The organism is Streptomyces anulatus, from assembly GCF_000721175.1.
GTDB lineage: Bacteria > Actinomycetota > Actinomycetes > Streptomycetales > Streptomycetaceae > Streptomyces > Streptomyces anulatus_C.
In genome coordinates, this window is the sequence record NZ_JOEZ01000057.1 from 1 (window position 1) to 24,221 (window position 24,221).

Annotated in this window: 20 protein-coding genes and 1 pseudogene; 11 read left to right on the forward strand and 10 right to left on the reverse strand. The window is 66.1% G+C overall.

The features are described 5' to 3' along the window. Positions 1 to 967: 967 nt before the first annotated feature. On the forward strand, positions 968 to 3,121 hold the full coding sequence (locus IG90_RS40220; RefSeq protein WP_157846397.1) for a hypothetical protein: 2,154 nt from the start codon (positions 968 to 970) through the stop codon (positions 3,119 to 3,121). Then, positions 3,118 to 3,954, forward strand: coding sequence for a DciA family protein (locus IG90_RS0137025; RefSeq protein ID WP_030595007.1), 837 nt, complete (start codon positions 3,118 to 3,120; stop codon positions 3,952 to 3,954). Before IG90_RS40220 ends, IG90_RS0137025 begins: the two co-directional genes overlap by 4 nt. Before the next feature lie 2 nt (positions 3,955 to 3,956). Here IG90_RS0137025 and IG90_RS0137030 read toward each other — a convergent pair whose 3' ends face one another. Continuing rightward, positions 3,957 to 4,490 (reverse strand): hypothetical protein, encoded by a 534-nt coding sequence (locus tag IG90_RS0137030; RefSeq protein WP_030595010.1) that lies wholly within the window; start codon positions 4,488 to 4,490, stop codon positions 3,957 to 3,959. 277 nt (positions 4,491 to 4,767) lie between these two features. On the opposite strand from IG90_RS0137030, the gene IG90_RS0137035 reads away from it, so the two are divergent. Then, positions 4,768 to 5,514 carry a DUF5131 family protein gene (locus IG90_RS0137035; RefSeq protein ID WP_030595013.1) on the forward strand — a complete coding sequence of 249 codons (747 nt, stop codon included), beginning with the start codon at positions 4,768 to 4,770 and terminating at the stop codon, positions 5,512 to 5,514. Positions 5,515 to 5,568: 54 nt separating this feature from the next. Here IG90_RS0137035 and tcmP read toward each other — a convergent pair whose 3' ends face one another. Continuing rightward, the gene (gene tcmP / locus IG90_RS43035) at positions 5,569 to 6,735 is read right to left on the reverse strand and encodes a three-Cys-motif partner protein TcmP (protein ID WP_078841983.1); all 1,167 of its coding nucleotides are present in this window, start codon (positions 6,733 to 6,735) and stop codon (positions 5,569 to 5,571) included. 606 nt (positions 6,736 to 7,341) lie between these two features. Between tcmP and IG90_RS0137045 the strand changes: the two genes are divergently transcribed. From IG90_RS0137045 to IG90_RS47240, 3 genes are read left to right on the forward strand one after another with little or no spacing between them, the layout of a single operon-like run. After that, positions 7,342 to 7,560 carry a hypothetical protein gene (locus tag IG90_RS0137045; protein ID WP_030595018.1) on the forward strand — a complete coding sequence of 73 codons (219 nt, stop codon included), beginning with the start codon at positions 7,342 to 7,344 and terminating at the stop codon, positions 7,558 to 7,560. Beyond that, positions 7,553 to 8,638 (forward strand): response regulator, encoded by a 1,086-nt coding sequence (locus IG90_RS0137050; RefSeq protein ID WP_030595020.1) that lies wholly within the window; start codon positions 7,553 to 7,555, stop codon positions 8,636 to 8,638. The genes IG90_RS0137045 and IG90_RS0137050 overlap by 8 nt, the downstream gene beginning before the upstream one ends. A gap of 57 nt (positions 8,639 to 8,695) precedes the next feature. Continuing rightward, a complete protein-coding gene (locus IG90_RS47240; protein ID WP_425338033.1) occupies positions 8,696 to 9,190 on the forward strand; it encodes a zinc finger domain-containing protein in 495 nt (164 codons plus the stop codon). Between the two features lie 280 nt (positions 9,191 to 9,470). Here the strand turns inward: IG90_RS47240 and IG90_RS0137055 are convergent, their stop codons facing one another. Beyond that, entirely contained in the window at positions 9,471 to 9,710 is a 240-nt protein-coding gene (locus tag IG90_RS0137055; protein WP_030595023.1) for a hypothetical protein, read from the reverse strand. A 165-nt stretch (positions 9,711 to 9,875) separates the two neighbouring features. On the opposite strand from IG90_RS0137055, the gene IG90_RS0137060 reads away from it, so the two are divergent. Continuing rightward, positions 9,876 to 10,085: a hypothetical protein gene (locus IG90_RS0137060; RefSeq protein ID WP_030595027.1), complete on the forward strand. Its 210-nt coding sequence runs from the start codon at positions 9,876 to 9,878 to the stop codon at positions 10,083 to 10,085. Between the two features lie 17 nt (positions 10,086 to 10,102). Next, positions 10,103 to 10,834: a restriction endonuclease gene (locus IG90_RS0137065; protein ID WP_233436196.1), complete on the forward strand. Its 732-nt coding sequence runs from the start codon at positions 10,103 to 10,105 to the stop codon at positions 10,832 to 10,834. 935 nt (positions 10,835 to 11,769) lie between these two features. On the opposite strand, the gene IG90_RS47245 is transcribed toward IG90_RS0137065, so the two are convergent. From IG90_RS47245 to IG90_RS43045, 5 genes and pseudogenes are all read right to left on the reverse strand, one after another. Further along, positions 11,770 to 12,345 (reverse strand): IS630 family transposase, encoded by a 576-nt coding sequence (locus IG90_RS47245; RefSeq protein WP_233436197.1) that lies wholly within the window; start codon positions 12,343 to 12,345, stop codon positions 11,770 to 11,772. Continuing rightward, positions 12,251 to 12,832 carry a helix-turn-helix domain-containing protein gene (locus IG90_RS47250; RefSeq protein WP_233436195.1) on the reverse strand — a complete coding sequence of 194 codons (582 nt, stop codon included), beginning with the start codon at positions 12,830 to 12,832 and terminating at the stop codon, positions 12,251 to 12,253. The genes IG90_RS47245 and IG90_RS47250 overlap by 95 nt, the downstream gene beginning before the upstream one ends. Before the next feature lie 284 nt (positions 12,833 to 13,116). After that, a pseudogene (locus tag IG90_RS47255) lies at positions 13,117 to 13,247 on the reverse strand (IS701 family transposase); the annotation flags it as partial. A gap of 23 nt (positions 13,248 to 13,270) precedes the next feature. Continuing rightward, positions 13,271 to 14,110, reverse strand: coding sequence for a hypothetical protein (locus tag IG90_RS44550; RefSeq protein ID WP_157846395.1), 840 nt, complete (start codon positions 14,108 to 14,110; stop codon positions 13,271 to 13,273). 233 nt (positions 14,111 to 14,343) lie between these two features. Further along, a complete protein-coding gene (locus IG90_RS43045) occupies positions 14,344 to 14,748 on the reverse strand; it encodes a peptidase inhibitor family I36 protein (protein ID WP_078585544.1) in 405 nt (134 codons plus the stop codon). Positions 14,749 to 16,015: 1,267 nt separating this feature from the next. On the opposite strand from IG90_RS43045, the gene IG90_RS0137080 reads away from it, so the two are divergent. After that, positions 16,016 to 19,804, forward strand: a complete 3,789-nt coding sequence (locus IG90_RS0137080) for a GDSL-type esterase/lipase family protein (RefSeq protein WP_233436194.1) — start codon at positions 16,016 to 16,018, stop codon at positions 19,802 to 19,804. Positions 19,805 to 20,718: 914 nt separating this feature from the next. Here IG90_RS0137080 and IG90_RS44555 read toward each other — a convergent pair. After that, positions 20,719 to 21,033 carry a hypothetical protein gene (locus IG90_RS44555; RefSeq protein WP_030595038.1) on the reverse strand — a complete coding sequence of 105 codons (315 nt, stop codon included), beginning with the start codon at positions 21,031 to 21,033 and terminating at the stop codon, positions 20,719 to 20,721. A gap of 281 nt (positions 21,034 to 21,314) precedes the next feature. On the opposite strand from IG90_RS44555, the gene IG90_RS46480 reads away from it, so the two are divergent. Then, positions 21,315 to 21,515, forward strand: a complete 201-nt coding sequence (locus IG90_RS46480) for a hypothetical protein (protein WP_051860421.1) — start codon at positions 21,315 to 21,317, stop codon at positions 21,513 to 21,515. A gap of 102 nt (positions 21,516 to 21,617) precedes the next feature. On the opposite strand, the gene IG90_RS0137100 is transcribed toward IG90_RS46480, so the two are convergent. Further along, positions 21,618 to 23,255 (reverse strand): penicillin-binding transpeptidase domain-containing protein, encoded by a 1,638-nt coding sequence (locus IG90_RS0137100; protein WP_030595039.1) that lies wholly within the window; start codon positions 23,253 to 23,255, stop codon positions 21,618 to 21,620. 481 nt (positions 23,256 to 23,736) lie between these two features. Between IG90_RS0137100 and IG90_RS44560 the strand changes: the two genes are divergently transcribed. Further along, complete coding sequence (locus IG90_RS44560) at positions 23,737 to 24,213, forward strand: hypothetical protein (RefSeq protein ID WP_157846394.1); 477 nt, start codon at positions 23,737 to 23,739, stop codon at positions 24,211 to 24,213. Positions 24,214 to 24,221 lie beyond the last annotated feature (8 nt).

A 24,221-nucleotide genomic window follows, 5' to 3' on the forward strand; every position in this document is an offset into this window, starting at 1 on the left:
TCACCTGCTCAAGCGCCTCGCGGAGCGTTTCCCCGAAGCCGCTGAGCTGGATGAGGGCATGCCGACGCCGGCCTCCGAAGGGGGGTCGGGATGACCTAGCGGTCATCGGCCGCGCGCGCCAAGAGGCGGACTACCAATCCGCTGGCCTCGCGCGGCCCGTCTACCGACCGGCTTACTGCCGTGTCGGTCGCTCAGGTCCCAGTTGCTGCTGGTCCTGAGCCGCGGCTCACTGAGCCGCTCATATCCCAAATCGGCCCCTTACCAGGGCCACCACCACCGGCAACCACCACAGCCACCACAGCCGCAGATCAGCACCGCTGGTGTCACACCGCGGGCCCCCACCACAGGGGCTTCGCGGTTCACCGGCCAAACAGAGAGAGGTGATCCCCACTCGCCTGATCGGTTTCCCAACCCATCCGCACACCCAGACCAGGGCCCGAGGGCTCTGGTATGTCCGCGCATCTGAAAGCTGGTCAACGTCATAGTGCCCGATCTCCCGGTTTATGAAAAGCCGACCCATGTCCGTTTCGAGGTGCCCTGTGATCGCGAGTGCGGCGTCGACCGCCGTGCTGGACCACCCGCTGCGGGAGTTCGTCGACAACTCGGTCGACCATGCCCCGCAGCAGGACGTCGTCCCGCGTGACGGGATGGATTCCAAGATTGTTGCCCACCGTGCGGGAGCGGCGGAGGCAATCGGGGCTCGTGGGCCTCTGTCCACAGGGCTCCCGGTGCAGGGTCGTCGCGTGGATCAGGAATCGAGCGTTTCGGCTGCTCAGGGGGGTGTCCGCTTTGGCGTGTACACCGGCCCCATGCAGACGCAGAAGATCACGGCCCATGCGGGTTCCGCTCTCGCCGGTGCGGTGGGCCGATGAGCACGGCGGTGGCGCAGCGCACGGCTGTGGCTGTTCCGGGGCCTCGTTCCGGCTGGAAGCGGACGGTGTTGGGTCCGGTGCCGGGCTCCGGGCAGGTGGATGCCACGAGTTCCGGCGACCCGCTGCGTCTGGGTCCAAGGATGCGGCTGCGGCTGCTCGCGGCAATCCAGGCACTGCTGGCGGATCCGTCGATCGCGGGACAGCCGGACGTGGCGAGGCTCGCGGCGGTGGTGCTGTACGCGAAGTCGCGGGCGCCGAAGGGGAAGAAGAACGACAACCAGACGTCGATCTGGGTTGCGGAGCTGGGCCGGTGGATGGGCGTGGGCGAGTCCACGGTCAACCGCCGGGCGCTGGTGCCGCTGCGTGCCTCTGACGGGCTGCACACCAAGGTGAAGAAGAACGAGAAGGGGCACCCGACCGGGCTTGACTGCCTGGTCATGCCTCTGTGGAACGCCCGCAAGAGTGGCGGAGCCGCGCACCCTCTGGCGCTGTCGCAGGCGGAGCTGGCGACCCTGCTGCACCTCATTGAGGCGCTGTTCGGGCCCGGCTGGACGCCGGAGGACAAGGAGCCGACACCGCCGGGGCTGCTGGCCGGCCGTACGGGCAAGGGGGCTCCGACCGACCGGCTCGGGCTGCTGCTGATGGTGCTGAACACTCGGGCATCGGGCTGGCTGCAGTTGTGCGGCGGCTCGGTGAAGGTCAAGGAGGGGCGGGGTGCGGCGACGCTGGCCCGGCTGCTGGGCTGCTCACCCTCGGGGGCCCGGAAGGTCCTGGACAGACTGACGGAGGCCGGTGTCGTGGCGCGGCAGCGCAAGGCGACATCAACACGGATGAACGGCCGGGCCCGGGTCTTGCTGCTCCCCGTCGCCCGTGCGCACGGCCGCACGCTGGCCTCTGTGGAGGCACTTTCGGGCTCCGATGCCGTGTTTTCGGTGCGTCCCGATGGTGCAGTCGGAGATCAGGCTCCGGCCGGTGCTGCTGGTGCCCTTGGTACGACTGAGATCGGCGCCGCTGAGAGCCCCACGGATGCGGAGGTTCAGGAGCGTCCCGGTAGTGCAGAGCTCCACGCAGACCACGCTCAGGTGGTTACTCCCGTCGTTACTCCACAGCTTGATTGTAGTTTTTCCGGCGAAGGCCGTGGTGGGTCCGGTGATCTGCCGGACCGCGCGTGCGAGCGCGAGGACCAGGCCGTGGACGGCGATGCCGCTGCCCGGCTGACGCTGGTCGACGGCGAGGGTGGCCCGCTGCGCGGGGAACAGCCGAAGAAGTCCCCGGTCGTTGAAGGTGGGAAGGGCAGCCGCGGGCTGGTGGCCGGTGGCAGCGTGCGGGTCCTGGAGGGTGAAGGTCAGGGGAGGCAGCAGCAGCAGGGGAGGGTGGCTCTGCCGTCGCTGGATCTTCGGGCCGTCCTGGCCCCGGTCAAGCTGGTCTGGGCGCGCCTGGAGGGCCGGGGTGTCCGGTGTCTGGTGGAGGCCAAGGTCCGTGCCGAGCTGGCCCGGGTGGTCGGGTTCGCCGGTCCCGCGGACGCGCCGCAGATCCTTGCCGACCGGCTCGCCCGGCGCCTGGAGAACCAGATGCGGCTGGGCGGTCCGATCACGGACCCGGTGGGCTGGCTGATCGGCCGGGGTCTTCCGCAAATCCGGCTGTGTGCGGAGCTCCGGTGCGATGAGGGCACCCTGCTCGACTCCGGCCGGGACTGCCCGCGCTGCGAGGACCGGCAGGCCGACAGCCGTGCCACCCGCCGCTCGGTCGCGGCCGCCGTGGATGCCGCGATGCCCGGAGCCTCCGAGACCGAGCGGCGGGCGGCCACCGACCGGCAGCTGCACGAGACCGTGACGGCCAAAGCGTGGGCGCAGGCGGCCGAGTGGGAGCACTACCGCGCCCGGAAGGCCGAAGCGAAAGCGGCCCGCGCCGAAGCAGCCGCCGCGCATCTGGCCGACGACGTCCCGGCCGCGCCGGTGGCCCCGGTCGCGCTGCCCGCGCCGCGCCCGGCCGCCGCCGCTCCGGCCCTGGAGCCGGAGACCGCCGACGTCGACGACCAGGAACTCGTCCTCGAGGACTTGACCCCCGACCAGGTGCGTGACTGGCGGGTGCGGGCGATGAAGGACCACCAGGTCCTCCTCGACCACATCGACCACTACGGGGAGTCGTCAGCGAGGCGACTGTTCAGCAACCAGCTGGTCGACCAGGCACAGCACCACGCCCGGCTCGGGCACCTGAACCTCAGCTACTCCACCTGGGAGCAGTCGTGAGCAGCGGCGAAGTGTCCGGCGTCGACCTGGCCCGCCAGGCCCTGCTCGCGGCCCGGGAAGCGGCGAGGAAGAACGGCGCCACCGCTAAGAAGCCGAAGCGGCGCACCACCACCGTCGCACGGCGCGACGGCCGTGAACCGCTGGGACTGGGCAGCGCGATCGGCATGATGATGACCGAGCGCGGCATGGCCGCCCCGGCCGCCGGCGGAAACGTCCTCGCCGCCTTCGACACCATCCTCGCCGCGGTCGTGCCCGAGCTCGCTGGGCGCGTGACGGCCGTTGCCTTCGACGCGGAGACCGGCCGCCTGGACGTCGTCCCCGACCTTCCGGCAGCCGCAACGCAGCTGCGCTGGAGCGCGCCGAAGCTGATCGCGGCGGCCAACGAGAAGGTGCCCGCCGCGAACGTCCGCGCCCTGCACGTCCTGGCACCCGCACCTGCAAAGGCCGGCCCCGCCCCAGCGGTCGCCGAGCCGGCCCCGCAGTCGGCCTCCCCCGCCGCACCGATGCAGCGCGTAGATCCGCCAGAGGGCTACCGCGAGGCCATCGCCGCCCACCGCGCCACCTGGAGCACCACCCGACAGCACATCAACCCCGACATCCAGGCAGCCGCCGAGCGGCAGCTTCGCGAACGGCTCCGGGAACCCGAGGAGCAGTTCGCCGACGGCCGCCAGGCCCTCGAAGAACTGCGGGCCAAAGCAGCCGGCCAGCAACGAGTCCGGCCGAGCGACGTGACCCGGGCGCGAGCTCTGCAACGCCTCGCTGCCGAACGCGCCGGGCTGGCCACCATCACCCCGGCGGCCGCCGCGCCGCAGCGGCTGGACCGTACGGCGTGAGGTCAGGTCCCGGCGCCGACCCGTTCAGTCGGCGCTTGGACTTTCTGTTCAACGAACGACCACTTTCCGTCCGGTGCGGAGTAGGGGGTTCCTGGTGGGACGGTCATCCACAAGGAACCGTCGTCGGCGATGAGGAGCATGCCGTGGGCGTGCAGGGAGTGCACCGAGTCGCGGGCGTCATCGGGGCTGACGCCTACTCCAGGGGAGAGCTGGGTCAGCAGGTCCGTCTCATCCAGCAGAAGCTCCAGTTGGCCAACAGCGCCAAGCGGAATGTGCGGTCCGTAGATTTCGCGGAAGCGCAGCAGATACCGCATGGTGGTGGCTTCACCGGAGTCGGCTCCGAAGTGGTCGGTGACCTGGGCCATGACCTCGGCGTCCGTGCCGACGGTGCCGGGTGGCTGAAGGTCGAACAGGAGCTTGGGCTGCCGGGGGCGCGGTGTTCTGGGCGGGCGGGGGCCGATGCGCTGCGCGGCTGCCGTTCGGCGTGCCGCCTCACGGGCCCTGCGGGCGGTCGGGTCTGTTTGTTTGCGTGCCATGCCTGCGCAACGACCGGCCTCCGGCCGGGTTCCGGGCCGTGCTGGCCCATTGCGCCGGGCCTGGGGCTGCAAGGTGTGTACCGGTGTCGACGGGGGTGGGCCTGGCTACTAGATTTCCGAATGGAGGTTCGAATTCTGATGTTACAAAAGGTGACTGGAAGCTTACGAATATTGGGGTGCGCAGCCCGAATCCCCGGGCGAGCGGGCATCGTTGGGCACCACAGCGCACCGTTGGTATCGCAACGGTGCGGGAGCCGTGCAGGGCAGGAGGAAACCGGTGAGTGACCGCAGCGCCATCGAGTGGACCGAGGCGACCTGGAACCCCACCACCGGGTGCGACAGGGTCTCGGCCGGCTGCGACAACTGCTACGCCTTGGCGCTGGCGAAACGGCTCAAGGCGATGGGCGCGGCGAAATACCAGAACGACGGGGATCCGAGGACGTCCGGCCCCGGGTTCGACGTGACGCTTCATCCAGACTCATTGGAGGTCCCGTACGGGTGGAAGGCGCCGCGGGTGGTGTTCGTCAACTCGATGTCGGACCTGTTCCACGCCCGTGTGCCGCTGGACTTCGTCCGTCAGGTCTTCAAGGTCATGGCCGATACTCCGCAGCACACCTACCAGGTACTGACGAAGCGGGCCCGGCGGCTGCGTCAGATCGCGCCGAAGCTGGACTGGCCGTCAAACCTCTGGATGGGCGTCTCCGTCGAGTCCGAGGCGGAGCTGCCGCGCATCGACGACCTGCGCCAGGTGCCCGCCGCCGTGCGGTTCCTGTCCTGCGAGCCGCTGCTGGGCCCGCTGCCCGGCCTCGGCCTGGAGGGCATCCACTGGGTCATCGCCGGGGGCGAGTCCGGGCCCAATCACCGGATGTTGGACGAGGCCTGGGTGACGCAGATCCGCGACACCTGTCAGAAGGCGGATGTGGCGTTCTTCTTCAAGCAGTGGGGCGGGCGCACCCCGAAGGCTGGCGGCCGCCTGCTGGAGGGTCGCACTTGGGACCAGATGCCGCTGCCGGTTCCGGCCTGACCCGTACGCGCAAGACGAGGCCGGGCCCCGAGGCCGGGCCCGGCCATACGGGCGTCAGGGCAGGAGAGGGCCGGGGGCGACGGTGATTTCCCGGGTGCGCTTCACGCCGACTCCGTTGCTGGGCGTCTTGCCCTGTTCGTGAAGGAGCCGTACCGCCTGGCGTGCCACCGGCTCGGTCACCTGCCCGTAGAACGAACCGAAGATCTCCAGTGTGTGGTCGACCAGCTTCACCGGGCGCCGGGACCGGATCAGGAGCTTCTCCAGGTTGGCTGTGATCTCCGGCAGGGCTTTCGCCTCGACTTCCTTCGGGTCCGGGGCCAGGGAGAACAGGGTGTCCTCCTCGCGCTCCTCCAGCTCCTTCCACCACTCGGCCCGCGCCCGGGCGACGGCATCACCGAACACCCACAGGCCGTACGGGCTGCGGGTCGCGAACACCAGCCGGTACACGGCGCGCTGGCGCGGCGAGTGCGACACCGGAACCGACTGCACCACCATCCCGGTGCGCTGCTCCAGCCGGCGGGCGTACTCGGCCGCAACCGCTTCGATGGCGTCCTCGGCCGCACCGTTCCGGCCGCGGGAGGCGACCGCGTCGGCGAAGTACTCCCGCCACCACGTTCCGCCGCACACGTCGTCGAACCGCTGCAGTGACCGCTCATTTCCCCTGGGGGAGCGGACGTGGCCGCCCAGGCGCCACACCGCCATCATGCTGAAGTTCATCAGCAGTTCCGTCGCAGGGCGTTTCTGCGGGCGCTTGTGGGCGAGCACCTCCACCAGGCGGTCCTGCGGCAGGACGAGCCCGCACGGGTCCAGGAACAGGAACAGCGGCTCCCGTACCGCCCGTTCGACGACTTGGTCCAGGACGTTGTCGACCTCACCCCGGTGGGCATGCGCGCGGACCCCTCGGCCTCGGTACTGCTGGACCACCTCGCTCAGCCGGTCGTACGACTTCGCCTGCGCCTCCGAGAAGAAGCACTCCAGGGTCAGCCCCGCCTTGGCCCGCAGGTGCGAGGCGACCCGCAGGGCAATCTCGCCGGAGGCCGGCTGGCCGTTCTCATAACGGCCCTCACCCGCGTACCCGTCCAGGTAGACCACCCGCTTGTCGCGGGACTGCGTGCCCGTCATCCCGCCGAACTGCGGCAGATACCGCCGCAGCAGGTCGTGCTTGAACACACTGGGCAATGCCTTGTCCGCCCAGTACTCCCCGCTCGTTCCTGACGACATCGCAACCCCCGACTTCACCGTATCCAATTGATCACAGATAGTGAGGCACGAGGGCGGGGTTGAGCACAAGAGCACCACCGGGCGACAACAATGGAGCCGGTCCACTCGGACGCACAGGTAGTAAGGCCATAGGGAAAGGGCGCAGCCGAAGCGGGCGGCCAGGCATGTGAAGCAGGCCAAGCAGCGCAACGCGGCTGCGTCACGCAGCGCCGCCGCTCTCACCGCATGGATCGCTGACGCAACGGTTCCGCACAACGCGCCACCGGAGTCTGCCCGTGGGACTCCTTCCGTCACAGCGAGACGAGCGTGCTGACAGGACCGCTCAGTACGGTGGTGCCCCGTGTTGCCTCCACCTTGCTTCCGCGTTGCCCACGTTGCAGGACTTCGATTGGCAACGCGCCGCTGGGTCAGCGGACTGATCTGCCCGAACCGTCCGGCCCGGGGTGCGGTGGGCCCGGTGCAACAGCGGGTTCGTTGCCTTTTGCCTCGATCACGTACGGCAACGCCTCCGTGACGCCCCATGCTGTTTGTCACCCACTTGGCGGCCTGCCGGGCGGGAGCTCCCTCCGCGTCCCCACGACGCGGGGCAGACGAATGGGGAATCGCGTGGACCGGCCCTTACTGCCGCTGAGATCGGCCCTGGTCTTCCTGCTCGCCGCGCTCAGCGGCGTTGTGGCAGGAGGACTGTCCTGGCTGGCGGGGGAAAGCGCCGCCCGCGGCGTGCTCGCCGGCCTCGCCGTCGCTGGCCTGGCGACTGCGTTCTTCGACCGTCTGATCACGCCGCAATCCGGCGAGACATGCGGAAAGGCGCACGATCATGGGTGAACTGCGGCCCTTGGGACAGGACCTGACAAAGGAATCGAGGGCGCTCGCCGAGGTATTGCGCGAGCTGTTCGAGGGACTCGGAGTCTCGGTGCGCCGGTACGCAGCACGGCGCCAACGCGACCCGGGAACGTTCTCCCGCTACCTCAACGGCACCCGGATGCCCCCCTGGTCAGCGATCATGGACATGCTGACGGATCTCGCCGAACACCGCGGCACCACCGTCACCCCCGAGACCATCGACTACGTGCGCGGCCTCTACGAGTCAGCCTTCGACGCCAACTCCTCACCCAAGCACGCCGCCCAGATCATCGAGCAGCAGCTGGCCGACGCGGACCACGTCTCGCGGCGCTCCAGCGTCCGCGGCGACGTCCTGGGCGACGCCCTGCTGGACCGCAAGCACCGCATCGCCGACCTGGAGGTACGCCTCAACCAGATGGAGGCGACGCTCACCGCCGAGCGCGAGCGCGCCGGCCAGCTCGCAGCCGCCCACCCCGAGGTCTCCGAACTCATGGGGGAGCGCGACGTCCTGCGCAGGGAAGTCGCCCGGCTGGGCCACGAGCTCCAGGAAGCACGGGAACAGCGGGCAGACGCGGAGGCGCGCTGCGATCTGTTGGAGCGCCAGCTCGAAGCCGTCGAGCACCCGGCCCCACTAGCGCAGCCCATGCCGCAGCCCATGCCCAAGGTCCTCGTCGTGGACGACCAGCCCGACAACCTCCTCGCCATGACCGCCGTGCTGGAGACACTGGACCAGGAGCTGGTCACCGTCTCCTCCGGGCGCGACGCCCTCAAGGCACTGCTCCACCATGACGACTTCGCCGTCATCATCATGGACGTGCAGATGCCCGGGATGGACGGCTACGAGACCGCCGCCCACATCAAGCGCCGCCCCCGCAACCGGGACGTGCCGATCATCTTCCTCACCGCGATGGGTATCGACCCCGAACACACCGCCCGCGGGTACGCGGCCGGCGCGGTCGACTACATCAGCAAGCCCTTCGACCCCTGGGCCCTGCGGGCCAAGGTCGCCGTCTTCACCGAGATCCACCTCGAACGACGCCTCAGCAACCCCGTCGGCTGACCTCCGCCCTGCCCCGCAGTGAGCCACTCCCAGGTGTCGCGGTGCGCGACCAGGTCCATGGAGGCCACCCCGGAGCCGATCGTCCGCCGCTTAACGCCGGCACACGTGCTTCCCGCACAGAAGGAACCCGCCCCGGACCCGACACCCGACCGGGGCCGAAACGTACAGCAGCAGAAGGGCGAGCCCCGCCTGTACCAACAGGTGGCGCGCGCGGACTGGTACAGCAAAACCTGCCCGCGGTGCCACGCTGGGGCCGGAAAGCCGTGCGACAACGACGACCGGGTCGGCCCCGGCCGGACGCGGCAACTTCCGCACGACGAACGCCTGCGCAGAGTCCTGCACCACAGCGACGCCCGCTCCCGGCCACCACGGCAGCGCCGGGAAAAGCGGAGCGAACAACCGGCCGGTGGCACGGCGGCCCGGACTTGGCACGCCCGGGAAGTCCGGTGCCCGAAGTGCCAGGCCCCGCCAGAGGCCCGCTGCACACCCAACGGCACGCATCGCGAACGGGTGGAGTGGGCGGCGGAGTTCACTCGCAAGCTGTGGGGCTGACCTCCGGCCATCCGAGCGGCGGGGAAGCACGCCGGGAAGCTGCGGTTCGGGCCTGTTTTTCAGGGGTCTGTCGGGCGTACGCTCCGGCCATGACCACCACACCGAGCCCGCGCACCGCCCGGCAGGACCAGGATCCCGGATGGGGTGTCACCGCCTCTTGAACGACCGCCGCCGCGGCCCCGGAAGAGAGTTCCGGGGCCGCGGCGGCGGCATGAGCGGGGCTACCGGCGGGTGTCCTGGACGATGGCGGTGGTGTGGCGCCCGGTCTGGAAGCGAGGTGTCAGTTGTACCGGGGGTCGGCGTACTTGATCGCGCCCTGGACGGTGGAACAGGGCCACGGGCCGCCGTCACATCCCTGGCAGGTCGGGGACGTCCGGCTGCTGGGGGCGTGCAGAGCCAGCTGGCGTCCCGCGAGCTCGCGGGCCCCGCGCTCGTCACGGGAGATCTCCGGGTAGGTGGAACCGGCGATGTGCACCGCCCGGTCATACGCGGTCAGTTGCTGGTGAAGGTCCACGCTCATGGCGGCGAGCCTATCGGGCAGCACCGAGGACAACTTCCCTCGTGACGGATCCGGCCAACCAGTCGCTTTGCGTCATCATCCGGCAACTGCCAGGCACAACGGTGCAGGTTGCGGATACATAAGAGGGTCGGAACGGGACCGAGGGCGATCCAGAGGCGGAGCGCGATGCTGACCATCAACGTAGGAGTGCTGCTCGCCGTCATCGTCCTGCTGCGGCTACGCCGGCGCACGGAGTCCCGGAGCAGGAACGACGAGAAGCTGACCGTGATCATCGTGCTCGCGCTCGGCGTCGTCATCGCCCCGACCCCGCTGGGGGAGGGCATCGGCGACTTCCTGGGCCAGCTCGCCTCCGGCGTCACCGACTCCTCCCGCTGAAACCGGAGCCCGCCCCGATGGCCAACCGCCGACCACCGCCCCGCCGCAGGCCCGCGGCCCGCCGCCCCGCACGCCGCAGCACCCCGTTGCGGCGCCGCCGCTCGCGCCGGCAGCAGCACCGCGACAACCAGCTGCTCCTGCTCGGGTTCGGTGCTGTCGCGGGCTTCGCGCTGGTGTGGGCGGTGATCTCCTGGCTGCTGGTGAACTGGTGGGTCATGGTCGTACTCGGGGCCCTCGCCGCCGTCGGCGGGTCGATGTGGGTCCACCGGTACCGCCAGCAGCAGGCATGGGACCGGGTCCGGCAGCAAGCTCTGCGCTACGGTCTGCCGCAGTTGGACGCACTGCACCACCGCGACTTCGAGTACGCGATCCGCGACCTGATGCGCCGCGACGGGTGTGCCGATGCCCGGCAGATCGGCGGTGCCGGCGACAATGGCGCCGACGTCCTGGCCACCGATCCGCTGGGCCGCTCCTGGGTCATCCAGGTGAAGCACCGCCGCGACGGTGACGGCGGCTCACCGGTCGGCACCCCGGACCTCCAGCGCGTCAACGGCACTGCCCGCCAGCTCTACGGCGCGGACGTCGTCCTGGTCGTCACCAACGGCCGCTTCTCCACCCGCTGCGCTCCCCTCGCCGCGCAGCTCCACATGCACCTCGCCGACCGGCGCACCCTGGGAACCTGGGCGAGCGGCGGGCGCCCTTTGTGGGAGCTCCTGCCGAAGATTCCACCGCCCCGCAAGGGCCGGTAGCCCAGTCACAGAACAGTAATGCGGCGGGCGGCCTGGGGGCTTTCGGGGATGTCGGCATCGCGTTCTACTGTTGACTGTCAATGAGCTGGTAAGAACATGTGCCTATGAACCGGGTCAAGCACCGTCGTGCCTACGCCGCGCTCCGACACACCGTCGACGCCTCGAGGATGCATCCTGGAGCGAGTCCATCAGCGAGCGCGGTTTTCGTCTGAGCGTTGGTCTCGAAGATCAGGTGCTCAGCGTCTCCCCGAGCACGGTCATTCCTGGCCCTTCCGCACCCCGGGTTCGCTGCCGATACTCAGAGGACCGGCGCCGCCAGAACGTCAGGAACCACATTGCATGTCTCCGCGGTGACTTGCTCTCTATCGGTCTCGACTTCGCGGACTTGTTCCCTGATGCTCTGCGGAAAGTCGTGAAAGGCGAAACCGTCACTGTCGTTGAGTACGAGCCGTCGCGAACGCCTTCCCTCACTCCATGAGGCCGTCCTGGGCGCGCTTGCGCTGCCCGAAAAAGACCTGCTGCGCATCCCCTGCAACCCACGCCATTGATCACCGATACACCGAATAACACCGCGACCCGAGACCGGACCGGCTGAGCAAAACGCAGTGACCGCTCCTCTCCGATACACGCAGAAGCAGGTCAGGGTCACAGCGGCGAGTGCCCTGCGGGTTTCTGCGGCCAGGTGGCGCGGGTGGCTAGTGGTGGGCGTGGGATCGAGGTCGATCCATGAGCTGAAGGTGGTGCTGCCGTCCGGTTGCTGCTTCCCCTCGCTCTCGCGGACCATGGACCAGGTTGAGTCTCCGCGGTGCAGGTTCCAGACCTGACCGTCGTGCGTGATCAGGACTTCGCAGCCGCAGCCGAACCCGCTGTCGTCTTCCTGGTGAGCGGTGGGTTCGTGGAAGGGCCGGAACTCGGCGTCCGGGCCGAGTATTTGATCAGAAACTCATGGGGTTCTCGTGCAGGACGTAGCGGACGTGCGGGCCCCCGAAGTAGCCGCGGACGATGTGCGGCTGACGCTGGCGTCTGCGGAAGAAGCGGCGGGTCTCGGCGGCGAGTTCGGCCTGATCGCGAGCCCGGTGCTGCTTGGGCAGGCTGTGCTTGAGGTCCGCGTTGACCAACTTGTCGGGGTTCAGCTCGGGCGAGTACGGGGGCAGGAAGTGCAGCTCGATGTCGTCGGAGTGGGCGGCGAGCCAGTCGCGGAACTTCTTGGAGCGGTGGGCGGAGTGCCCGTCGACCACGAGGTGGACCTTGTGGTCGAAGTGGCCGGCGAGCCGGTCCAGGAAGCGGCACATCACCTCGGCGGTGAAGCTCTCGGCGAAGACCATGAAGTGCATCCGGCCCTTGGTGCTGATCGCCGACATCGCGTTCACCGAGAACCGGTTCCCGCTCCGCCGCACCACAGGTGTCCTACCCTTCTCACCCCAGGTACGGCCGGTGACCTGATCCGAGCGGATGCCGACCTGATCGGCGAAGAGGATCTCCCCACCGTCGGCCTTCGCCTTCGCGCGGATCTCCGGCCAGGTCTCCTGATGCCAGCGCCGGACAGCATCCGGGTCCTGACTCGACGGCCCGCTTGTCCGGACGCTGGAAGGACAGCCCCCAACGCTTCAGGTACTTGCCCACCCCCACCTCGGTCAGCCGCACCCGGTACAGCTTCGCGATCAGCTCGCCCACCAACCGCCGCGTCCACAGCTGACCGGAAAGCCCCACGTCACAGGGCCGGTGATCGAGTACCGCCTGCCGCACCGCGGCCTGCTCGGCCTCCCCGAGCACCTGGTGCACCCCGACCGGCTTGCCACGCGGACGCATGAGCAGCGCCTCCCGTCCGCCGGCCTGCCACTTCGCCCACCACATGTCGACCGCCTTCAGCGACACCCCGAACACCGCCGCCACGTCCTCGCGGTCCCGTCCCGCCACCAGCGCGGCCACCGCCCGCAGCCGCAGGGCTTCCTGCGCCGACGGCGACAGATGCCGCGTGTCCCCCACCAGATCGCTCACACCCGTCCAACGACCCAGAAACCAAACCTTTTCTGATCAATAGGTCATCGACAGAGGCAAGAAGTTCGTGCGCATCGGCGGGCAGTTCGACGAGCTGGGGGAGCTCCTCGAGCTCGCTGATCACCCCAGGTACGAAGCCACAGGCGAACTCAACAGCAGCAGCCACATTTCCCAGCCGCTCACACGCAGCGTCCGCGAAGGCCGTCTCCCGGCGAGCTTCCATTCGCTCGAGGGTGGTCGTGAGGGCATGCAGGTTGGATAGCACTCCTTCGAGCTGGCCGAAGCGGCAGGTCCGACAACAGGCCCATCACCAACCGCCCGGCCCGTAGGTGGGGTTCGTACCGGGCGATCCGGCCCATGGCCCCCTCGAACGCCTCCCGGCACCGGCGGGATTTATGCTGTGACCTGCGGCCACCGTCTCCACACAACTCACGATGATCAACGCTGGCTGCACCCATCTGCACACCGACCCCGACCAGCAAGATCACTATCTACAGCTGGAGTATTAGGTGCGTCAGAGCCAATCAATTGTGCGGCGCTCAAACTGTGCTGCCATGCAGACCGGTACTCCTGAAGTTCCACCGATCGAACCTTGATCAGAACTGCCTGAAATTCCGCTTCAATTGATCGCCGCCGGTCAATGTAGTTCAGACTGGCCTTACACCTCACATCAGCGCTCGCCATAGCTACTTCCTTTACGCTCGGAGCACCAAGAGGGCCTTCCCCTCCAGACGGGGAGCCAGAACCGGCCCATACACCGGCTGCGGACAGGGGATCTTTTTGCTCGTGCCCTGATTTGCGCATGCATTTGCTCCACTTACGATCCAGTTCGTGCACCGACTCGGCATCTGCCGCCTGGGCCCAAGCCTCGCTTGCCGCAGTCGCGACGGGGTCTTTCGCGTAGACCCAATCCATGTGCAACCTCTTGCGTGCCAGATCTCTACAACCAGGGCCGTCCACAGATTCACCTGTAAACGCATTCATCGTGGCTCGGTCTACTAGAGCAAGTCTCTTCTTGCTGCGTAAACTCCATTCATATTCTTCGAGGCGTGTAATTCCTGCAGGCGGAGGCAATTGATACCCATATGTGGCCGCAACGGTTGCGTTGCTGATGCCATATCTGCGCTCATTGACTGGGCGGGCCACACCTGGAGATTTAGAGAGTTTCGGCCAATCCATATTGCGCTGACGCATACACTTTACCGCTTCAACATTTTCTGCCCGCGCCAGCAAATTTCGCCCTTCGGGGCTCAGGCTATACGAATCAAGGGGCAGCATGAACGCGTGATCCTCAGGCTTAGACCGACCTTCTACCACGGAGGCCGAAGTTGGGCCATGGCGCCCAACCCCTTGAGTCTCGGAACAACCCGAAATAAGCATAAACGCCATTACGGCAATTGGAGCAGTTCCAAATCTTCGATAATTGTCTTTCATAAATTTCATCCCCTTGCGCTCCGGGCCCGACGGTTGGGGCCGCGAGATTATCTCGCGGCCCCAACCGTCCACGTCGACTACATGGGACATGCCGAGTTGTTCCAGAAGCAGTGCGAGGACAGCTTGTCGTTTGTAAGGGAGGACAGCTGGTGGAGTGTCGCACCCGACCACGCCGTGGTCTGATTCCCGGTGTAGTTTTCATTGGTGAAAAGTTCTACATTTGTGTCTGGATCGAGATTCTTCACTGAGGTGACACTGTTGTTTATCGATACGCTCGTGCCGTAGTAGGTTCCTGTATACGACGGCTTGCTGTAAAGCGTGTCATAAACAATCCCTCTCGCACTGGCGTCTCGGTAGAGACAGACTTCGCCGCCGTTCGAAGACTGGCATGAACCGTCATAGGAAGCCGCGCCTGCAGGCGTGGCGAATGCCATGACGCCAAGGGCGGCGGCTACGGTGGCAATCAACTGGGCTTTACGCATTGAGGCCCCTCGTGTGTGTTAATTGGATGCCCGTCGAGATGAGCACGTCTGAAACAATAGATTTTCTATATCTGGCCGCGTGTAGGGGGCAAGATAGAAGGCAAACGTTGTCTCAATTCTGATACGTTTAGGCTTGAAACGTTGCGCACCGCCTCGTCCTTTTTAGCAGCAAATGATCCCTATGCAACACGGCGCTGTAGCAGGGCAAAGGATGGTGGCTGCCGAGACCGTCGTGGTGATGCGATGCGATAGTCGGAGTGAGTGCGATCGGGGCCTCCGCTCGTACTCTCGGTACACGTCCACATTTCATGCCATGGCCCTGGACGTCAGCACAGTCGCCCCCGTTGAGTAGGGTCTGCGGCTCTTCGCCCATCGGCCGGGGTCGCTCGCAAGCCGGGCTGCAGCAGGAGAATCCGGCTCCACGGCAGGTGGGTTTGTCCACGGGAGTCCCGTTCTGGCTCACTTTTGCGAAGCATGCGAGCAGACGACGGTTGTTGAGCGAGCGAGGCCAGAATTTCTCCGTACAGGGTTCGTTCTGGCTGATATTTTGGCCTGTGAAGAAGTGGATGTGAGGTGCCGGCCCGTCGGCACCTCGGCTGCGGCGAGCAGCATGGAGATGGCCTACACCTGAATCGCCAGTTCATGTCTCAACTGCGTCAAGGCCCAGCTCACAGCTCTGCGCTAGTCCAAATTCGACGGCACGGATCATGTGGACCACAACGTGCAGGGCGGCAAGATCTACCGTCACACCAGGGGTGCCCCACCAGGGCATGACGGGCCGAGGAATGGTGAGGTTCGCGCCATTCTTCGTCAAGGTCCAGCGAGTGCATCCGTTCGTCGCGAAACTCGTTGCGTCCTACCGAAAGCCGGGAGGGAGATTGAACGAGGGGCGCTACTCCGAGACTGGCCTCGTGCAGAGGTCACCACCCAATCTGATAGTTCGTCCCGGCGCCGTTGTGCCCGCAGGCCGAGGTCCTACCAGGCACGGCTTGCGTGCGCGGAAAGCGTCTGTGCCCGGGCTTCAGATGAGGAATCAGCTCACTGTCCCCCGACATGCATGGCCGACTCGGCGAAATCGATGCAAGGAGAGAATTAATTGAGAAATCGGAGATACGTAACGATAGGTGCCGCAGGCATCGCGGCCACCACGCTACTAGCTGGACTTCTCCAAGGAACCGCCGCCGCCGAAAACCTCAGCGGTGCTTCCCAGCCCACACCTGCATCTGCATCTGCATCTGCAGGAGCAGCGCAGTCTCCGTTACCGGCTGTGCCCGCTCCCCAGCGAGCGAAAGTACTCGGCAAGGACTGGAATACCTCCCCCGACCGGGCTGTAACTACGGCAGCGGACTCCGGAGGCCTGAAGATCCTGACGGCAGACAGCTCTAGCGCCTACGTGTGGCGGACGGTAGCCGCCCTGGCCGAGCCGGGCATGCCGGCGGATACGTGGATCGGCAACGCGTGCGTCATGGATAGCAATCACGTTGCCGCCGCATACGCGCCGCGCACGTTCACCAACAAGCCCGATCTCATGCAGGGAGGCGCGTTCACCGCTGTCGTGAACGTGGGGACGGGAGTGGTCACAAAACTGCCGTTCACGGCGTCGCTCGCCTACTTCACCCCTTCCTGCAACTCTCAGACCCGCACCGCCACGTTCACCGCGTTCCGCGACAACAACACCCGCCTCGTCACCGTGAACACACAGGGCAAGACTGCCTCCGAGCTCTCTACGGCAGGTCAAGTAACGTCAGCCGTGCCCGTAGAAGACGGTCTCGTCGCTGCCAAGGGAGCACGCCTCGTACATCTGGCTCCGTCCGGCAAGACCAAGACTCTGGTCAGAACCGGTGGCACCCCGTTCCAGATCAGCCCCACGCACGACGGGGTGGCCTTCCTGGACCGCAAGGGGGACACCGCTCACGCGAAACTACGAGCGCAGAATGGAACGCTGACTGAACTGGCGTCCGGCAAGCTCGGGGAGGTCGCCCTCAAGCGCGGCACCGGCCACCGCGTGTTCCTCACGGGACAACCCACGAAACTACGGCTGTCGGACACTAGTGTGACCCGGCTGGACGTCCCGGCAGACGCCGACATATCCAGCCATGGCCAACTCGCGGTGAATCCCGTCCTGGCACCCGGCGTACGGGCCGGCCTGGACCACATCGACAACGCAGGGAAAGGCTTCACCGGTTCGGAGCCGGCTCCGAACGCTCAAGAAGCCACAGACGAGGGTGCCAGCACCGAACCTCTGACGATCACGAGCACAGCCACCACCACAGGCAAGGCCTTAACCCAATCGGTGGCGGACACAACCAGCGCCGAGGGGAAGGGCTCCTTCTCTCCCGCTCTCCAGACCTCCGGGAAGCAGAAGTCACCAGACGGCAATCGAGGCGTGGCGGCAGCCGCCATTGGGAACGACCCGGTCGACACTGACCGCTGGTGCTCGATACCCCGTAACGACGTCAAGGCACTCGCTCTGCAGCCGACCTCCAACCAGGTCGAGTGGGCCGTCAACATGGCCATTCGTGGAGAACTGCGGGCCAAGTGGATCACGCAGGGAGGCTGGCGCTCGCAGACGGGCCTTGGCAGCGTCGACCCGCAGGGGCTGTTCCCGCCTCCCACGTTGAAGGGTGGCGGACGGATCCCGGCCCAGGTGCTTCTTGGTGTGCTCGCGCAGGAGTCGAACTTCTGGCAGGCCGAATCCGGAGCTGTGCCCGGCCAGATGAGCAGTCCGCTTGCGGCGGTCGCCGGCTTCTACGGGCACAAGGGCGAGACCTCCGAGGAGTACTGGAAGATCCGCTGGGCCAACTCCGACTGCGGCTACGGCGTGGGCCAGGTCACCGACGGCATGCGCCTCGCCGGCCGCGAGAAGCCCGGAGAAGTGTCCCTCTCTCCGACGAAGCAGAAGGCCGTAGCCCTGGACTACGCAGTCAACATCGCTGCCTCCATGTACATTCTCGCGGACAAGTGGAACCAGGTACACACCACCGGACAGACCATCACCGTCAACAACGACGACCCCTCGAAGCCTGAGAACTGGTTCGCCGCCCTGTGGAACTACAACCTCGGCTTCAACCCGAACAACGGCGACGGCAAGCCCTGGGGACTGGGCTGGTACAACAACCCCGCCAACCCGTTCTACCCGCCGACGCGGAACCCGTTCATGACCGACCCCCGCGACGCTGCGAAGCCCCAGAACTGGCCCTACGAGGAAAAGGTCCTGGGCTGGGCCGCCTGGTCCATGGACACCGGCTACTCCTACTCCAGCGACGGACGCCAGGACTGGCCCGGTGAAACAGGATTCGACAGCGTCGGATTCCGCCCCTCCTGGTGGGTCGACACGCTGCAGCGCGACCGCGTGAAGCCACCCCTGAGCTCGTTCTGCAACGCCACCAACAACTGCAGCGCCACCAACCCGCCGGACTGCCCCGACGCGGAATGCTACGAGAAGTACTGGTGGCGCGGATCAAACGTGACGTGGAAGGAGAACTGCGACAGAGACTGCGGCCACGAGAACATCAAGTACGTCACACCGCGAGCGGAACCCGGCCGCGGAACCCGCCTGAAGTACGGCACCCCGAAGTGCGACCCCGCCCCCACCGGCGCATACATCGTGGAATCAGTCCCCGACAACACCAACACCTACGGCGGCTGCGGCACAGGTTCGACCGACAACGGCGACTTCCAGTTCACCTTCCGCCCGAACCCGGCCGCATCCGGGCCCGGTCTCGGCCCGTACCAGGGCAAGGGCGACCTCCACCAAATCGGTGGAGGGCAAGGCGGTCACTTCTGGTACGCGCACACCCGCAACGCAGAACACCTCGGTGGGGACTCCGGTCTGATGACCGTCAAGGGGACCTGGACTCTGAACAGGTCCATTTCATGGGCTCGGGTCATGGTCTACCTCCCAGACACCGGAGCCCACACCCGCCAAGCCAAGTATGTGATCGGCGGGGCGGACACCTCCAGTACCGCCAGGACAGTCGAGCAGCGCGCCAATCGGTGGGTCAGCCTCGGGGTGTTCCGTTTCACAGGAACACCCACGGTCACCCTCACGAACTCGACTCCCGACGGCACGGCCGACGAGGACGTCGCATGGGACTCCGTAGCCTTCCAACCGCTTCCCGGCAAGCCTGACCAGAGCGTGGTGGCGATGGGCGATTCGTACACCTCCGGCGAAGGAGCCTCCGACCCCAAGGGGGACGACTACTATCCCGAAAGCGACTACTACAACAAGGTTCGCGGTGACAAGTGGAAGAACACGTGTCACCGCTCCAAGCACGCCTGGCCGCGCCGGGCAATTCTGCCAGGTCAGCAGCTATCCGTCGGCGCCCTGGACGACGCGTGGAGCGCAAGAATGGACTTCCAGTTCGTTGCCTGCTCCGGCGCGCGACACTACAACATCCTTGAGAGAACACCCGATGCAGGCGAACCGCCCCAGATCCAGCAGGGCTATCTAGACCAGCACACCACCCTCGTAGCCCTGTCGATCGGCGGCAACGACGTGGGATTCGGCGACGTCCTCACCCAATGCATCTTGCCCGGTTTGGGAAGCTGCATGGGCGATGTGATTAAAGACCGTGATCCTGACACGGGTGAGGTAAAGACCACCAACACCCCGCCCTTGCAGACGTGGCTTCCGGACTGGGCCCACAATGAAATTCGGCCCCGTCTGACGAAGACTCTCAAGTCGATTCACACTAGAGCCCCCAACGCCAAGATCGTCCTCATGGGCTATCCCAAGCTCCTCGAGGCGCACGACGGGTGTGTAGCGGGCATCAACGCGGCGGAAGCCATCTGGCTGAACGAAATGAGCAACATGGTCGCCACAGAGATGAGCGGCGCCGTCAGCGACACCGGCTCATACGCAGTCTTTGCCGACCCTCGGGCCGCGTTCGCCGGGCAGGGAGTCTGCGGAATACCGGAAACGATCCACGGACTCGTGGTGACGGGGTACTCGCAGGCCGACAACTCCTTTCCGAAGCCATCAATGAAGTCGTTCCACCCGAAGGTCTCGGGAACAGCTCACTACGCGAAGGCGTTCCAGCAGGCCCTGAACTAGTAGTACCCGTACGAACAGGTGCTCTGGGGAGCCGTCGACACAGCTCCCCAGAGCACCTCCCTCATCAACCTCATTGAGTACCTGTACGGGTAGAAGATCCCCACGCTCTAGTGCAACATGACCGTCATGACACTCACTATCTGGATCGCTTTACTCATCCTGTCTCTCATCCTGACCTTCACTGCTGCGACCCGACCTCGCCCTCTCCCTCCGCGCCAGGAGCGGAAGCTATGGATTCGCCGCACGGTCCGCCTACCTCTCGCCATAGTGTTGGTGCTTGCCGTAGGGGCGTGTGGGCGAGCAACAAGCGAGAAGACGGTGCGTAAACTTGCCAGCAGTCCAGAAGCGGTTAAAGCGCGACATGAAGCGGAGTCGGCGGGACGCAGCACTATCGCCACTTGGGAATCGGAAACGCCACTCACTCTCGGCCTAGTCGTCATTGAAGATATATGTATTGGCGGAAGGGATACGGAGTGGCTCCTCCCAACGGGTGACGATAAATATAAGATTAGGTGCGCAATGGCCATCAGTGCCTATTTCGGCGCGGACCCACGAATGGTAGCCGATACCATCGATGGAGTCCTTAGCGCAGGAGACCGACCTGGATCCCCGATTCCCTTCAATCGCGACTTTGTTTATGCGCGCACAGTCGTCGATTACTATCGCGGAAATAGCGAAGCATCTTCAGGTTCGAACGCAGTGGAGCCGACAGAATTGCTCAGCACGGAAGGTGTCGCGTTAAACTGGGACCAAGTGCGCGGCGATAATGGACGCGAATTGATCGATGAGCCACGTTCATGCACCCCACATGACCCGCCGATTCGGCGGTGCATTCAAGAGCCTGAATCGACCAGCATAAGGGATCTGCGACGCCAGTACGGAATGGTTTTCAAAATTACCATCCCCGTCAAGAACTACCACACCATCCGAAAGTAAGAGATTCGGTAGCTGCCTGCTCCTGCCCCGACGAGCTCAAGCGGGTGGAAGGCTTCCCGGGCCGTACGGACGCTGCGCAGGTGCTCGCCGACCGGCTCGTCCGGCGTCTGGACGAGCAGCTGCGTACCGGCGGTCCGATCATCAATCCGGTGGGCAGGCTGCTGGCCCGGGGCCTGCCCCAGCGTCAGCAGTGCGGCGATGTCCGGTGCGACGACCGGGTGCTGCTCGAATCCGGCCGGGGCTGCCCGCGCTGCGAGGGTCGGCAGGCCGACCGGCGCCGGCTTGTCGGGCATCCCCCTGACCGGGGAGTCGGCCTGCCAAGACCGGCCCGGCCCGGGCCATCAGCGAGGTGCCCCCTGCTCGCGTAGCGGAGGTTGCGCGGTCTGCCCCGACGTGCGGAAGCTGCGCGGACATTACCCATGCCCTGGGGCTTTTGGCCGGGCAGGGTCCTGGCTGGGCAGCTCAGCGGTCGAGATCCTGGCCGTCGCCGACGATCACGGAATCGGAGCATAGGCCGGCAGACGCTTCGGGCCACGCCCGCCCCGCAAGTCCAAGAGGAACGATTCTGACTGGTATGAGCCAGTCCGTACACGAGCGCCAGACGGAAGCACACCTTCCACGTCTCATTCGGGACGAGCACGCCCTCGCCGACATGAAGAAGCTGGTGGGCCGTGCCCGCCACCTCGGTGGCCGCGAGCGCATGGACGCCACCGTTCAAGCCGCCGCCAGTTTGCTGTCTCATCAGCAGACCGCAGAGCGGATCCTGGCGCGGTAGGCATGACTAACAAGGCCACACCGGCCTTTCGGCGTCCTACCGCTAACCCGTGCCCGAAGACGAACGGTGCAGCGCATAAATCGACAGATGAGGCAGTTCCTTCTAGCCGCCGGCCTTGAGCACCTCCGCCACGACCGGGCCCGCCGCGTCGCCGCCGTGGCCGCCGGTCTGGACGACTGCCGCGGCCGCGAGGTCGTTGCTGAAGCCGGTGAACCAGGCGTTCGAGGTGTCCTGTCCGTCGACCTCCGCCGACCCGGTCTTCGCGCCCTTGTCGCCGCCGACGCCCGCCATGGCCTTCGCGCCCGTGCCCCAGGCGGCCGTGGCGCGCATCATCGTCGTGAGCTGCTGTGTGACGGACGGCGACAGCGAACGCGAGGCCGTCGCCAGCTCCCGGTCGTCCAGGGACTGCGGGACGATGACGGGCTGACGGAAGGTGCCGGTGCGGGCCGTCGCGGTGATGGACGCCATGTTGAGGACGTTCATTTGGACCGTGCCCTGGCCGATGTACTGGGCGGCCGCCTCGCCTTGGACCTCCTCTGGCACACTGCCGTCGGATGTCACGACACCCGTCTTCCAGTCCAGGCCGATCCCGAAGACCTCCCGAGCCTCCTTGGCGAGCGCCGAGTCGTCGTCGACATCATCGATCAGCTTGATGAAGGCGGTGTTGCAGGACTTGGCGAAGCTCTGAGTGAAGGTGGAGCCGTCCGGCAGCGAGAAGCGGCCAAGATTCTCGATCGTACGGGTGTAGTACCTGACGTCCGGCGGGCATTCGGCGGCCCCGTTCGCCGTGACGAGTCCCTTCTCCAGCAGCATCGCCGCCGTCATGATCTTCAGCGTCGAGCCGGGCGCCTGCTTGCCCTGGAGCGCCACGTTGAACTCGGTCACCGGGTTGTTGGCCACCGCGCGGATCGCCCCCGTCGACGGCTTCACCGCGACCACCGACGCCTGGGCGAACTTCTTCACCGCCCGCTCGGCCGCCGCCTGCGCGTTCGCGTCCAGTGTCGTCTGCACCTTGCCCGGCTTGCCCTTGGACAGGGTCAGCAGGTTGACGTCCGGCTGGGACGCGTCGGCGGGCTCGATCCAGGTCTCGATGCCGGCCGAACCGCCTGAGGTCTCCCCGTACTTCTGGCGCAGGGTGTCCAGGATCGGCCCCAGCGAGGGGTACTTCTCCTTCGTCAGCACCGTGCCGTTGCGGTCGACGGCCTCGATCGCCGGTGTCGAGGACTCGCCCGTCTTCAGCGTCGCGCCCTCCGCCAACTGCGGGTGTACGACGGTCGGTTCCCAGTCGACGAGGGCCTTCCCGGTCGTCAGACCGCGGACGACGGTCAACTCCGAGGCGTAGGAGATGGGCTTCGACTTCCCCTCGTACGCGACGGTGGCCTTGACCGTGTACGGGACCTTCGTGCCGACGGGCGGGCCCGGGGTGATCTTGACCTTGCCGATGTGGGCGTCCTCGCCGTACGAGGCGAGCACCGGCTCCGCGCCCGCCTCGTTGTTGGTCAGGACGGCCGCCGCCGACGCGTTCCCGGCCGCCCACGCGTCGAAGAAGTCCTTCGACGTCTCCGCTATCTCCTCCACGCTCGGCGGCCCCGTCTTCACCTTCGACGACTGGGACTGGCTCTGCGTGCCGCCGCCCCCGCCGCCGGTGTCCCCGAGCATGCTGTACGCCCCGTAACCGATCCCGCCGGCCACCAGCACGAACGCTCCGCCGATGACGGCGACCTTAGCTCCACTGCGCATCTCGCAGTCCCCCTCCCCAGGAGCCCCCCTGAACATGTTCAAGGGGCAACCGTCAGGAACCCTAAGCGGTTGTGGCGGGCGGTGAGGGCGTTGTTACCGGACCGGAATGCTTGGCCGGAAAGTATCCATCGAGATGTCCTGCGAGCGCCCCACTCCCGTAGGTAACTGAACAAGCCAAGCACCTAAGAGCCCCCTGTTCGATGATGAAACGAAGCATCACGCTCCACTTTAACGACGCATTGTCACAGAGGAATATCTTGGTGCCCTGTCCGAGAACAAGCGGCACGGACGTCAGTGGCCGCCAGACGAATCCTGGCGAGATCCAGCCACACTCATTCCGGAGCCATCTAGGGGGCTGGTCTTCGTATAGCTTAGACACGCCACCACAGAGAGGCAGGGTGCAATATAGCGGAACAGGATAATCCGCTACTCTCGAACGTCACTTCTATTGGATCAAGACCTTCGCGAAAGAGTGAACAAGATGAAGCGAATTCTCGCGACCTCCATAATCTCCTTCACCGCCGTTTTCGGTGTAATGGTTGCCGCCCCGACAGCGAGCGCCGATGTTATCGATTACGAAAACCTCTACAGTTCCGAGGGGTGCAAAGAGCCGACTCCCTCGAAGTTCAAGTTTCACATCTACTTCAACTCGGGAATGGATGGATCCTATAGGAATATCGGGTACTCGGTTTACGACTTTGACCGGCTGAAGCCGGGGGGATCGGACCCGGGCGCCTACCCCCTCAGATTCTGCATTATAGGAGCCAGTGGTACACCGGGAGCCGGACAGAAAATAAAGAACAACGCCGCCTCTGCAGAGAACGACCACTACAAGTACAAGGCGAGAGTCCATTTCTACAGCGGATACACCGGTCCCAAAGACGTGATGAACCCAGGGCAGACCATTGCGCGTTTCAGGTACGTATACAACGAGAACGCCTCATTCTCTTGGGCCTAGTAGTATTC